This window comes from Lentzea sp. NPDC055074 (assembly GCF_053608005.1).
In genome coordinates this window covers 72299-84062 of record NZ_JBSGUQ010000030.1, presented here as the reverse complement: position 1 = coordinate 84062, position 11764 = coordinate 72299, and the positions used below count along the sequence as shown (strand labels likewise).

Here is an 11764-nt window from a genome sequence, read left to right as displayed (position 1 = left end):
GTGTCAAACCGCCGAAAAGCGTGGCGGTTTGACACCCCTCCTCTGATGCAGCAAGAGCTATGGCGCGACTCGTGATGGGACCCCACCGCCCCTAGCTTTTGCTAAGAACGGCTCGCCTGCGGCATCGCGCGACCCAGACGGCTCGCCTGCGGCATCGCGTGCGATCTGCGTGCCGGCCCCGTCGCCGCTACGTCAGGGAGGCGACCTGGTCGCTCACCACCTGGGCTGCTGCCGAGACCAGGGCCGTCACCGCCGGGTTCGTCGAGTTGTCCTGGCGCCAGCCGAACTGCGTGTAGACGCGGAACGTCGGGGACCAGGGCAAGCGGACCAGCCTGCCGTCGGCCAGTTCTGAGGACACGGTCACCTCCGGCATCAGGGCGATGCCCAGGCCTGAGGCCACTGCTCGTTTGGCCGCGTCCACCGAGTCCAGTTCCAGGACCGGGGCTCTGGTGTCGTCGTGGCCCAGCGAGTGTTCGAAGAGTTCGTGGTAGCTGGCGCCGTTCTCGGCCCGGATGAGGGTGCTGCTCGTGATGTCGTCCTCGGCCAGGGACTGGCGTTGGGTGAGCATGTGGTTCGGGCCCGCGACCATGACCAGCGGCTCGGGGCAGAGCACCGTTGTTTCCAGGCCCTCGCGGGGTTCGATGGCGCCGATGAAGAAGGCGCAGTCGAGTTGGCCGTCGCGTACTGAGTTCAGGTTGTTCAGCGCGTTGCGGGAGTGCAGCGAGAGTTGGACCGACGGGTAGCGCCAGCACATGTATTCGATGAGCGGTAGCAGACGGTAGTCGGTCAAACTCTGTGCGGAACCGATGATCAGTTTGCCGTGTGGCTCGCCGTTCATCGTGATGGCTTTTCGGGCCTTTTCGGTGAGGTTGATGATGTTTCGCGCGAACGGGAGTAACTCCACGCCTGCGGAGGTCATCTGGATACCTCTGGGGAGGCGCCGGAAAAGGACGACCCCGAGGGCCTCCTCCAGCGCCTTGATGCGGGTGGTGATGGTCGGCTGCGAGCAGTTGAGCGTGGCAGCGGCCTTGGTGAAGCTCCCTGTCTGAACCACGGTCGTGAACGCGAGAAGCTGGCGTGTCTCCATCAGGCGGATCCTCGGGGTAAAACGGTGCGACGACTTTTTCTCGTTCGTTCCCGTGGTCCTGTTACGGATGGTGCGGGAGCAGTAACGCTACCTGTCCGCTGAGCTGGGCCGATTGGTGCCAATGGAGTCATCTTGATCGGTGGCGAAACGTGGCTGCGGCCAAAAGAGTGAAATTGGAACTCGTGCCTTCGACGGGCCGTAGCGGCGCGACTCTTTTCGGTGAAGCCTTTCGCGAGGCGAACAAAAAGCGCCGCCGCCGGATCGGCGACGGCGCTGCTGGAACTGGCGTGACTAGCAGGAGACGGCCACGGCGCCGGCCAGGATCTTGTACTCCAGGTGGGTTCCGGCGGGCTGCTGCAGCTTGAGGATGATCTCGTGGCCCGCCGTGCGGACCTTCTGGCGTCCCGCGTACTTCTGGAACGGGGCGTGCTCGGTGATCTGTGCTGCCGTCGTGATCGGGTCGACCTTCACCGAGACGAGGTGCTTCGCCGGGTCGGTGGCCGAGGTCGCCGACGTGACGTTCCAGGCCTCGGAGGTCGTCGTCTGGCTGACCTCGTAGAGCTCGCCGTCGTTCTTGCGCACGAACACGCGCGGGCCGTCTGTGGGGACCTCGACGAAGTCGCTGCAGGTGACGCTTCTGCTGGGCAGCTTCACCACCAGGAACGGGACGTCCTGCTGGTTCTGGTCCATGATCGAGAGGAAGCCCTTGGACTGGGCGAAGGTGCTTGCCTCGGTCTGGCGCGCGCGGGCGGTGAAGTCCTGCCTCGGCAGGCCCGCGCCCAGCTTCTCGTCGGACAGGGTGATGGACCAGCCGGGGTGGGCCGGGGTGCGGCCCGACTCGTGCGAGGGCACGATCCAGAACTGGTCCTCGATCGTCACCGACTCCTGGCCGGTGAGGAACGAGTACGGCGCGACGGTGGACTCGCGCGGATCGGCCGTCGTGGCCGTGCCGTGCGCGTCGGGCTTCTGCGGGTCGGCCGCCTGGGCCGCGGACGTCGTGAGGCCGAGCAGCAACGCTCCCGCGGCCGCCGCTGCCGTGAGTCTGGAACGCTTGTGCGCCATGGTGATCCCCCAAGTGATGTGCTGTCTGTGACTGTCGTGGTGGAGCCGGTCGTCTGACTTCACGGCGCGCTTCACGGCCGCCGCCCGGAGCGGGCGGCGGCCGTGAAGCGGTCTTGCGGACCTAGCAGGAAGCGGCCTGCGCGCCCACGAGGACGCGGTGGACCTGGGTGCCCTGGGTGATCTCCAGTTCCCAGGCCGAGGCGCCGGACTTGGTGCGGCCGTCGTACTTCGCGAACGCGGAGTAGCCGGCGAGCTGGGCGGTGGTCGAGTAGCGGTTGACCTTCAGGGTGGTCGGGACCGGCGTGCCGTTCGCCTGGCCCGCCGGGGCGGCGGTCGTCGTGCCGATCGAGTCGACGTCGATCTTGTCGAGTGTGCCGGCCGCGTTGCGCACCCACACGCCGTGGCCGCCGCCACCGCCGTTGAAGAACGGGCCGTCGACCGTGCACGAGACGCTGCGGCTGAAGGGCCTCACCACCGCGAACGGGACGGTGCCGCCGTCCACCAGTGAGACGAAGCCGTTGGTGCCCGCGTTGGCGCCCGTGTCGGTGTGGGACGCCCTGGCGCGGTAGTCCTGCGTGGGCAGGGCGGGCTGGACGGGAGCGAACGCCTCGTCGGACAGGCGGATGTCCCAGCCCGCGTGCGCCGTCGTGTAGCCGGACGCGATGAACTGGGCGGTGAGGTCGGTGTTCTCTCCCGTGAGGCCCTCGGTCGTGGTGCCGTCGGAGTAGACGTAGGCCGCGACCGTGGCCTCGGGTGCGGGTGCCGCGGTGGCGGGCGTCGTGGTCAGGCCGAGCAGGGCGGTGCCTGCCGCGAGCACGCCGATGGCGATTCTGGACATGCGTGTCCCCCAGGACGGTGTTCGGTAAAGCCCCCAGAGCGGACCAGACGGGCCGCTGCGGGCAAGCTAGCGCTTGCCGGGACGAGCTGTCACGGCTCCAAAGCGGGGTGGCGGCGGTCACAGCGCGGGTCTCGCCTAGACTCGCTGGGAATCCGGGCGCCCTGGTGGCGGTATCCGGCTGTCTTGCACGTTCTTGTTCGTATCGAGGAGTCCACGTTGAAGAGCACCGTCGAGCACCTGAGCCCGACGAGGGTCCGGATCAACGTCGAGGTGCCGTTCGACGAGCTCAAGTCGAACTTCGACCAGGCGTACCGGAAGCTCGCGAAGCAGGTCCGCATCCCCGGCTTCCGTCCGGGCAAGGCCCCCGCGAAGGTTCTGGAGAACCGCATCGGCCGCGCCCCGGTGCTGGACGAGGTCATCCAGGAGGCCATCCCGGCCAAGTACCTGGAAGCCGTCAACGCCGGTGAGGTGCGCACGCTCGGCCGCCCCGACTTCGAGGTCACGAAGATCGAGGACGGCCAGACGCTCGAGTTCACCGCCGAGGTCGACGTCCGCCCCGAGATCACCGTGCCCGCGTTCGGCGAGCTCGCCGTGACGGTCGACGAGCAGGAGGTCAGCGACGAGGACGTGACCACCCAGCTCGACGAGCTCCGCGCCCGCTTCGGCACGCTGACCGGCGTCACCCGCCCGGTCGAGACCGGTGACTTCGTCATCGTCGACCTGTCCGCGACCGTCGACGGCGAAGAGGTCGAGGAGGCCCGCACCAGCGGCCTGTCCTACGAGGTCGGCTCCGGCCAGCTCGTCGAGGGCATCGACGACGCGCTCGTCGGCGCGTCCGAGGGCGAGACCAAGACCTTCACCACGACGCTCGTCGCCGGTGAGCACGAGGGCCGCGAGGCCGAGGTCACCGTTGTGCTGAGCAGCGTGAAGGAGCGTCAGCTCCCCGAGCTCGACGACGAGTTCGCGCAGCTCGCCAGCGAGTTCGACACGCTCGACGAGCTCAAGGCCGACCTGCAGACCCGCCTGGCCCGCGTCAAGAAGATGCAGCAGGGCGTGCAGGCGCGCGACAAGGTCCTCGAGGCGCTGCTGGAGACCACCGAGGTCCCGCTGCCCGAGGGCATCGTCCAGGGCGAGATCGACGCCCGCAAGCACGACGCCGTGCACGCCTTCGACCACGACGACGCGAAGTTCGCCGCCTGGCTGACCGAGCAGGGTCAGTCGGAGGAGGAGTTCGACGCCGAGCTGCGCACGGCCGCCGAGCAGGCGGTCAAGACGCAGCTCGTGCTCGACTCGATCGCCGACGCCGAGCAGGTCACGGTGTCCGACGGCGAGCTGACCGAGCGGATCATCTACCAGGCGCAGCGCTTCGGCATCTCGCCGGACGAGTACGTCAAGCGCGCGCAGCAGTCCGGTCAGCTCGGCGCGATCTTCGCCGACGTCCGCCGGGGCAAGGCGCTCGCGAGCGTCGTGCGCCAGGCTGAGGTGTCCGACGCGAGCGGCACCAAGCTGGACCTCGACGAGCTCTTCGGCGAGACCAAGTCCGATGAGGACGGCCAGGAGTAGCGACCGGCCCGCTCACCCTTTCCCCGCGAACGGGCGAGCTTCGGAAATACAGCTGATAGCGAACGCGGGCGGTGTCGGGCATCTGACGCCGCCCGCCTTCGTTAAGGTCGAACGCAGAGAGTTTTCGATTCCAGATTCGTTCCACCTGGAGTTAGGCAGGCAGACGTGACGCAGCACTCCTTCCCGACCCCCGAGATGCGGTCGGCCACCGCCGGGATGAACCTCAACGACTCGGTGTACGAGCGGCTGCTCCGCGAGCGGATCATCGTCCTGGGATCGCAGGTCGAAGAGGGCATCGCCAACCAGATCACCGCTCAGCTGCTGCTCCTCGCCGCTGAGGACCCCGAGAAGGACATCACGCTTTACATCAACTCGCCGGGTGGTTCCGTCACGGCGGGCATGGCCATCTTCGACACGATGCAGCTGATCCAGCCGGACGTGGCCACGTACGCGATGGGCCTCGCGGCCTCGATGGGGCAGTTCCTGCTCTCCGCGGGCGCGCCCGGCAAGCGCCACGCGCTCCCGCACGCTCGCATCCTCATGCACCAGCCGTCGGCCGGTGTCGGCGGTACGGCCGCGGACATCGCGATCCAGGCGGACATGCTGACGCGCACCAAGCGCGAGATGGCGGAACTCATCGCCGAGCACACCGGCCAGACGCTCGAGACCATCACCCGCGATTCCGACCGCGACCGCTGGTTCACGGCGCAGGAAGCGCTCGAGTACGGCTTCGTCGACAAGGTCGTCACCCGGGCCCAGCCCGTGGGCGACTCGAACAACTGACGTCAGCTAGGAGACCTCAAGTGAGCCAGTTCCACATGCCGCAGTCGCGGTACGTGCTGCCGTCGTTCGTCGAGCGCACCAGCTATGGCATGAAGGAGTCGAACCCGTACAACAAGCTCTTCGAGGAGCGCATCATCTTCCTCGGCGTGCAGGTTGACGACGCCTCCGCCAACGATGTGATGGCGCAGCTGCTGGTGCTCGAGTCCGAGGACCCGGACCGCGACATCCTGATGTACATCAACTCGCCGGGTGGCTCGTTCACCTCGCTGATGGCCATCTACGACACCATGCAGTTCGTCCGCCCGGACATCCAGACGTACTGCCTCGGCCAGGCCGCCTCGGCCGCCGCGGTGCTGCTGGCCGCCGGCACGCCCGGCAAGCGGCACGCGCTGCCGAACGCACGAATCCTGATCCACCAGCCCTCCATGGAGGGCGCGTACGGTCAGGTGTCCGACCTGGAGATCCAGTCGAACGAGATCCAGCGCGTGCGCCGCCTGATGGAGACCACCCTCGCGCGGCACACCAACCGGACGGCAGAGGAGGTTCGCGAGAGCATCGAGCGCGACCGGATCCTGACGGCCGACGAGGCCAAGGAGTACGGCATCGTCGACACGGTGCTGCCCTACCGCAAGCTTTCCGCCAAGTCCTGAAGGTCGTCCTAGGGGCTGGGAACCTCCAGCCCCGGGCACTGCCTGCCCACCCGACACGCCGGTGTGACCAGTCATCTGGCCTGATCGGCGCGTCGGGGGCACGCGGGTCCTCCCCTGAAACGGGGTCGGCCAGGTACCGTCAGGAGAACGGGCTCAGCACCCACAGCCAGTGGGACTGCCACAGCAAGTCAGCAGGCGCACTACAGCAGGTGTGCGCCGGAGGGGACATAGGTCAGCGGTCATGGCGCGTATCGGTGACGGCGGCGACTTGCTGAAGTGCTCTTTCTGCGGAAAGAGCCAGAAGCAGGTGAAGAAACTCATCGCCGGCCCCGGCGTCTACATCTGCGATGAGTGCATCGATCTCTGCAACGAGATCATCGAGGAGGAGCTGGCCGAAGCCGGCGACGTGAAGCTCGACGAGCTGCCGAAGCCCGCCGAGATCCACGAGTTCCTCGACCAGTACGTCATCGGCCAGAGTGATGCCAAGCGCACCCTCTCCGTCGCCGTCTACAACCACTACAAGCGCATCCAGGCGGGCGACCGCGGGCGCGAGGGTCGTGACGACGGCGTCGAGCTGGCGAAGTCGAACATCCTGATGCTCGGCCCGACGGGGTGCGGCAAGACCTACCTGGCACAGACCCTCGCGAAGATGCTGAACGTGCCGTTCGCCATCGCCGACGCGACGGCGCTGACAGAGGCCGGGTACGTCGGTGAGGACGTCGAGAACATCCTCCTGAAGCTCATCCAGGCCGCCGACTACGACGTCAAGCGCGCCGAGACGGGCATCATCTACATCGACGAGGTCGACAAGATCGCTCGGAAGAGTGAAAACCCGTCGATCACGCGCGACGTGTCCGGTGAGGGTGTGCAGCAGGCGCTGCTCAAGATCCTCGAGGGCACGACCGCCTCGGTGCCGCCGCAGGGTGGTCGCAAGCACCCGCACCAGGAGTTCATCCAGATCGACACGACGAACGTGCTGTTCATCGTGGCCGGTGCGTTCGCGGGGCTCGAGAAGATCATCCAGGACCGGGTCGGCAAGCGCGGCCTGGGCTTCGGCGCCGAGGTCCGCTCCAAGGCCGAGACGGACTCGGCGGACTACTTCGCCGACTCCATGCCGGAGGACCTGATCAAGTTCGGCCTGATCCCCGAGTTCATCGGGCGTCTGCCGATGGTCGCGTCCGTCACGAACCTCGACAAGCCGTCGCTGGTGATGATCCTCACCGAGCCGAAGAACGCCCTGGTGAAGCAGTACCAGAAGCTCTTCGAGATGGACGGCGTCGAGCTCGAGTTCACCAAGACCGCGCTCGAAGCGGTCGCCGACCAGGCGATCCTGCGCGGTACCGGTGCTCGTGGTCTGCGCGCGATCATGGAAGAGGTCCTGCTCCCGGTGATGTACGACATCCCGAGCCGCACGGACGTCGCCAAGGTCGTCATCACCGAGCAGACGGTGAAGGAGAACGTGAACCCGACCATCGTGGCCCGGCAGCCCTCGCGCCGCGAACGCCGCGAGAAGTCGGCCTAGGTTCGATCGTTCAGGCGAAGGGCGTCCGGGAGACCGGGCGCCCTTCGTCGTGTTCCGGGCTCGTGGACGGCTGGGCGTGAGGGCGCGGGTTCGGCCGGTGTGCCGTCTCACGCCACTAGGGTGGAGGGCATGTCGCTGCCTCACGTGCTCCTGCTCCACGGTTACACAGGTTCCGGCCCCGGCCACTGGCAGCGGTGGCTGGCCCAGACGGTGTCCGAGCACGGCGGCCTCGCCGACCTGCCGCACTTCAGCAGCCCCGAGGCGCCCGACCGCGACACGTGGCTCCGCGAGCTCGACACGCACCTCGAAGCACTGCCCGCCGACCGCGAACGGGTCGTCGTGGCGCACTCGCTCGGCTGCTACCTCTGGCTGCACCACGCGGCCCGCGAGAACATCGCCCACGTCGACCGGGTGCTGCTCGTCGCCCCGCCGGCACTGGACCACCCGGAACCGGCCATCAAGTCGTTCTTCCCGGCCCCGCTCGACCCGGCGGGCCTGCGCCGCGCCGCCACCGACACGCGTCTGGTCGCGGGCGAGGGCGACCCGCACTGCTCGATGCAGGCCGCGAAGGAGCTCGCCGAGGCGTTGCGGATCGAGATCGACGTCCTGCCGGGCGCCGGGCACATCAACATCGACGCGGGCTACGGCGAGTGGCCCGCGGTGCTCAAGTGGGTGCGGTCGCGGACGGTGCCGCTCTCGCCTCGTTAGTGGCACGGCCCAGAACGTGGGCGGTGTGTCCGCGCTCAGCAGGATCCGTCGTGACACCTGTCTGACCACGAACGCACCGGCACCGTTCTGAGCCGCGCCACCAGCCAGCACTCCCTGGGGGGAATGTGATCGACACAGCCGAGTGGATCGCACGCGGGCTGCCCGAGCTGCTGGCCGAGCACGGCGTCGTCGGCGCTCAGCTCGCCGTGCTGGCCGACGGCGAGATCACCGACGTGGCCGCGGGCGTGCTGAACTCCGCCACACGGGCGCCGGTGACGGCGAACTCGCTCTTCCAGATCGCGTCGATCACCAAGGTCTGGACGGCGACGCTCGTGCAGGAGCTGGTGAACGAGGGCAGGCTCGACCTCGACCGGCCGGTGCGCGACGTGGTGCCGGGCTTCCGGCCGGTGATCACGCCGCGGCACCTGCTGACCCACACGTCCGGCCTCGACGGCGACCTCTTCCACGACACGGGGTCGGGTGACGATGCCGTCGAGCAGTTCGTGGCACGGCTGGCCGGCGCGCGGCAGCTCTTCGAGCCCGGCGCGCTGTGGTCGTACTGCAACAGCGGCTTCACCGTGCTCGGCCGGATCGTGGAAGTGGTGCGGGACAAGCCTTTCAACACCGTCCTCGAGGAACGGCTGGCCGCACCGCTCGGGCTCGCGGTCGCGACGACGTACGCGCAGGCCACGGTGGCGCACGCCGTCGGGCACGAGGACGGGCAGCCGGTGACCGATCCCGGACCGGAGTCCGACTGGCCCGCCGGGTCGGCTCTGGCGATGAGCGCACGGGACCTGCTCGCGTTCGCGCGCATGCACCTGGCGACGCCGGCGTTCGCGGTGATGCGGGAGCCGCAGGTGCCGGTGCCGGACTTCGGGAGCCGCGCCTCGTGGGGCCTCGGCTGGGAGCTGCCGGGCTACACCGGCGGCCCGGTGATCGGTCACCACGGCAGCAACAAGGGCCTGGCGTCGTTCCTGCGGGTCGCACCGGAGCGCGGGGTCGCGGTCGCCCTGCTCACCACCGGCGGCGAGGCGCGCGAAGTGTTCGACGCCGTGATCGAGAACGTCTTCACCGAGCTCGCGGGTGTCCGCAAACCGACGTCACCTGTGCCGCCCACCGCACCCGAGCCGGTGGACGCGCGCTTCCTCGGCGCCTACCGCTGCTCCGGCCACGAAGTCGTTGTCACGCAAGCGGAACACGGCCGGGTGCTGGTCGATCTCGACGACGACCCGCGGGAGTTCGTGGCCCTGCGCGAGGACGCGCTGATCGCCGTGGACGAGCCGCACACCGTGCTGGTGCTCGTGAACGGACTGCTCCACTTCGGACGGGCGGCCGCCCGAACCTGAGAGACCTCCTGGGGGAGAACATGATCAACTTGGCGGAACTGGTCGAGGAACACGGCGTCGTCGGCGCCCAGGTCGCCGTGCTGCACAACGGAGAGATCACCGACATGGCAGCGGGTGTGCTGAACAACGTCACCGGCGAGGAGGTGACGACGGACTCCCTCTTCCAGATCGGGTCGATCACCAAGGTCTGGACGGCGACGCTGGTCCAGCAGCTGGTGAACGAGGGGCTGCTCGACCTCGACCGCCCGGTCCGCGACGTGCTGCCGGAGTTCACGCTCGCCGACGAGGAGGCCGCGCGGATCATCACGCCGCGGCACCTCCTCACCCACACCGGCGGCTTCGAGGGCGACCTCTGGCACGACACCGGCAACGGTGACGACATGATCGAGAAGTACGTCGAGCGGATGGCGGACGCGCGGCAGGAGGTCCCGCCGGGCGAGCTCTACACGTACTGCAACAGCGGGTTCGTCGTGCTCGGGCGGATCGTGGAGGTGCTGCGCGGCAAGCCTTTCAACGCCGTGCTGCGGGAGCGTCTGATCGACCCGCTCGGCCTGCGCACCGCGGCCACCAGCCACGCCGAGTACGCCACCCGCACGTGCGCCACCGGGCACCTGGGCAAGGACCTGAAACCTGCCGAGAAGCTGATGACCGAGGCCGACGCCCCGGCGGGGGCGGTGCTCGCGATGAGCGCGCGCGACCTGGCGGAGTTCGCGCGGATGCACCTCGCCACCACCGACTTCGACGTGATGCGCGACCCCCTGGTCGAGGTCCCGAACTTCGGGTCCGCCGTCTCGCAGGGGGTCGGCTGGGTCGTGCACCGCTATCCCAACGGCTTCACCGGGCTGGGGACACGGGCGGGACGCTGGGCTTCCAGTCCTACCTGCGGGTGGTCCCGGAAGCAGGACTCGCGATCGCCGTGTTCACCAACGGGGGACCACACCTGCCGGTGGTGCGCGCGGTCGTGCGCGAGGTGCTGGGCGGCCTGGTGGACGGTGCCCTGCCCGGTCTGCCCACGCCGCCTGCCGTGCCGGTGCCGATCGATGTCGAGAAGATCGTCGGCGTCTACCGGTCCGCCGCCGTCGAGGCGCACGTCACCGAGGGCGCCGGGGGCAGGGTGATGCTGAGGTTCGTGCCTCGCAACCACATCACCGCGGCGCTCATCGACGACGACGAGCACGAGTTCACCGGCCTGCGCGACGACGCGCTGATCGCCGTGGAGAAGGAGGACGGGTACCACTCGGTCGTCGTCCTGTGCGGACGCGACGAGGAGGACCGGGTGAAGTACCTGCACTGGGGCCGGGCGGCCCGAAGGGTCTAGACGGCGCGCTTCGCGTACTTGGCGAGGAACCGCACGACGTCGGGCGTCACCTTCCGGTACAGCCCGTCGTCGTGGCCTCCGGCCTTGACGGTGCCCACCTCGGGCCGCACGTCGCGGATGAACCGGCGGGTGCCGTCTATGAACCTGTCGCGGTCGCCGATCCACACGCCGAGCGCGGTCGGGCCGGTGGCCCCGAGGTGGCGCAACGGGTCGAGCGACGCCCACTCGCCCTCGTTCTTGAACGCACGCCGCTTGGCCATCTCCGGCCACGTCGTGATCAGGCCGGGGGAGATGGCCGCGGCGGCCGCCACGGGGTCACCGCGTTCGGCCCGGCGGCGGGCGTAGAGCAGCGAACCGAAGCCGCCCATCGACACGCCCGTCACCGCGAACGGGTCGCCGTAGCCGCGTTCCTTGAGCCAGCGCGGGACCTCGTCGAGCAGCATCGCCATCGGGTCGTCGCCCGGGATGTTCTCGTGCCAGTAGCTGTTGCCGCCGTCGACCGCGACGAAGCCGAACGCGGGTACGGAGCCCTTGGCGACGGCGGCGGCCAGGACGTCGGGCAGGTTGCCCACGGCGGCGTGCTTCGCGTCGCCGTTCAGGCCGTGCAGCAGGATCGACATCGGCAGGCCGCGGGTGTTCGCGCCGGCCGGGAGGTAGAAGGCGAGGGTGACCTCGCGGTGGCGGGCGGCCGAGTACACGCGCTCGAAGCGGATCACGGGCTTCGCCGCCGAGGTGGCGCGCACCCGGTCGGTCGTCGCGATCTGCTGCTCGACGGCGTTGGACGACGACACGTACGTCGCGACGCCCGTGGCAGTCGCGATGACCACGCCGATCGCCGCGAGGAGGGTGCGGCGGCTGTACCTCGGTTCCCCCATGCTCACCTCATC

General features: G+C 68.8%; 12 protein-coding genes. 8 read left to right on the top strand and 4 right to left on the bottom strand.

What is annotated here, in order from left to right; genetic code table 11:
- Positions 1–187: 187 nt before the first annotated feature.
- The 3 genes from ACWF7A_RS41830 to ACWF7A_RS41820 form a co-directional block, all read right to left on the bottom strand.
- The gene (locus ACWF7A_RS41830; protein WP_452256010.1) at positions 188–1087 is read right to left on the bottom strand and encodes a LysR family transcriptional regulator; all 900 of its coding nucleotides are present in this window, start codon (positions 1085–1087) and stop codon (positions 188–190) included.
- A gap of 291 nt (positions 1088–1378) precedes the next feature.
- Complete coding sequence (locus ACWF7A_RS41825) at positions 1379–2149, bottom strand: hypothetical protein (RefSeq protein WP_452256009.1); 771 nt, start codon at positions 2147–2149, stop codon at positions 1379–1381.
- A 121-nt stretch (positions 2150–2270) separates the two neighbouring features.
- Positions 2271–2987, bottom strand: a complete 717-nt coding sequence (locus tag ACWF7A_RS41820; RefSeq protein WP_452256008.1) for a hypothetical protein — start codon at positions 2985–2987, stop codon at positions 2271–2273.
- Positions 2988–3203: 216 nt separating this feature from the next.
- On the opposite strand from ACWF7A_RS41820, the gene tig reads away from it, so the two are divergent.
- The 8 genes from tig to ACWF7A_RS41780 all read left to right on the top strand — a co-directional run bounded on the left by tig (position 3204) and on the right by ACWF7A_RS41780 (position 10877).
- Positions 3204–4550 (top strand): trigger factor, encoded by a 1347-nt coding sequence (gene tig / locus ACWF7A_RS41815; protein ID WP_452256007.1) that lies wholly within the window; start codon positions 3204–3206, stop codon positions 4548–4550.
- 195 nt (positions 4551–4745) lie between these two features.
- Entirely contained in the window at positions 4746–5333 is a 588-nt protein-coding gene (locus ACWF7A_RS41810) for an ATP-dependent Clp protease proteolytic subunit (RefSeq protein ID WP_189160236.1), read from the top strand.
- A gap of 35 nt (positions 5334–5368) precedes the next feature.
- Positions 5369–5983, top strand: a complete 615-nt coding sequence (locus tag ACWF7A_RS41805; RefSeq protein WP_452256012.1) for an ATP-dependent Clp protease proteolytic subunit — start codon at positions 5369–5371, stop codon at positions 5981–5983.
- Positions 5984–6224: 241 nt separating this feature from the next.
- On the top strand, positions 6225–7505 hold the full coding sequence (gene clpX / locus ACWF7A_RS41800) for an ATP-dependent Clp protease ATP-binding subunit ClpX (RefSeq protein WP_189160225.1): 1281 nt from the start codon (positions 6225–6227) through the stop codon (positions 7503–7505).
- 129 nt (positions 7506–7634) lie between these two features.
- Positions 7635–8213, top strand: coding sequence for an RBBP9/YdeN family alpha/beta hydrolase (locus ACWF7A_RS41795; protein ID WP_452256006.1), 579 nt, complete (start codon positions 7635–7637; stop codon positions 8211–8213).
- 125 nt (positions 8214–8338) lie between these two features.
- A complete protein-coding gene (locus ACWF7A_RS41790; protein ID WP_452256005.1) occupies positions 8339–9559 on the top strand; it encodes a serine hydrolase domain-containing protein in 1221 nt (406 codons plus the stop codon).
- A gap of 20 nt (positions 9560–9579) precedes the next feature.
- Positions 9580–10677, top strand: coding sequence for a serine hydrolase domain-containing protein (locus ACWF7A_RS41785; RefSeq protein WP_452256004.1), 1098 nt, complete (start codon positions 9580–9582; stop codon positions 10675–10677).
- Between the two features lie 11 nt (positions 10678–10688).
- Positions 10689–10877, top strand: coding sequence for a hypothetical protein (locus tag ACWF7A_RS41780; protein ID WP_452256003.1), 189 nt, complete (start codon positions 10689–10691; stop codon positions 10875–10877).
- On the opposite strand, the gene ACWF7A_RS41775 is transcribed toward ACWF7A_RS41780, so the two are convergent.
- A complete protein-coding gene (locus ACWF7A_RS41775; protein WP_452256002.1) occupies positions 10874–11752 on the bottom strand; it encodes an alpha/beta hydrolase in 879 nt (292 codons plus the stop codon). The genes ACWF7A_RS41780 and ACWF7A_RS41775 overlap by 4 nt on opposite strands.
- Positions 11753–11764 lie beyond the last annotated feature (12 nt).

Excerpts from the sequence above, each read along its gene's own strand:
- ACWF7A_RS41830 (WP_452256010.1), bottom strand. The coding sequence starts at position 1,087 with ATGGAGACACGCCAGCTTCTCGCGTTCACGACCGTGGTTCAGACAGGG.
- ACWF7A_RS41825 (WP_452256009.1), bottom strand. The coding sequence starts at position 2,149 with ATGGCGCACAAGCGTTCCAGACTCACGGCAGCGGCGGCCGCGGGAGCG.
- ACWF7A_RS41820 (WP_452256008.1), bottom strand. The coding sequence starts at position 2,987 with ATGTCCAGAATCGCCATCGGCGTGCTCGCGGCAGGCACCGCCCTGCTC.
- ACWF7A_RS41810 (WP_189160236.1), top strand. The coding sequence starts at position 4,746 with ATGCGGTCGGCCACCGCCGGGATGAACCTCAACGACTCGGTGTACGAG.
- ACWF7A_RS41805 (WP_452256012.1), top strand. The coding sequence starts at position 5,369 with ATGCCGCAGTCGCGGTACGTGCTGCCGTCGTTCGTCGAGCGCACCAGC.
- clpX (WP_189160225.1), top strand. The coding sequence starts at position 6,225 with ATGGCGCGTATCGGTGACGGCGGCGACTTGCTGAAGTGCTCTTTCTGC.
- ACWF7A_RS41795 (WP_452256006.1), top strand. The coding sequence starts at position 7,635 with ATGTCGCTGCCTCACGTGCTCCTGCTCCACGGTTACACAGGTTCCGGC.
- ACWF7A_RS41785 (WP_452256004.1), top strand. The coding sequence starts at position 9,580 with ATGATCAACTTGGCGGAACTGGTCGAGGAACACGGCGTCGTCGGCGCC.
- ACWF7A_RS41775 (WP_452256002.1), bottom strand. The coding sequence starts at position 11,752 with ATGGGGGAACCGAGGTACAGCCGCCGCACCCTCCTCGCGGCGATCGGC.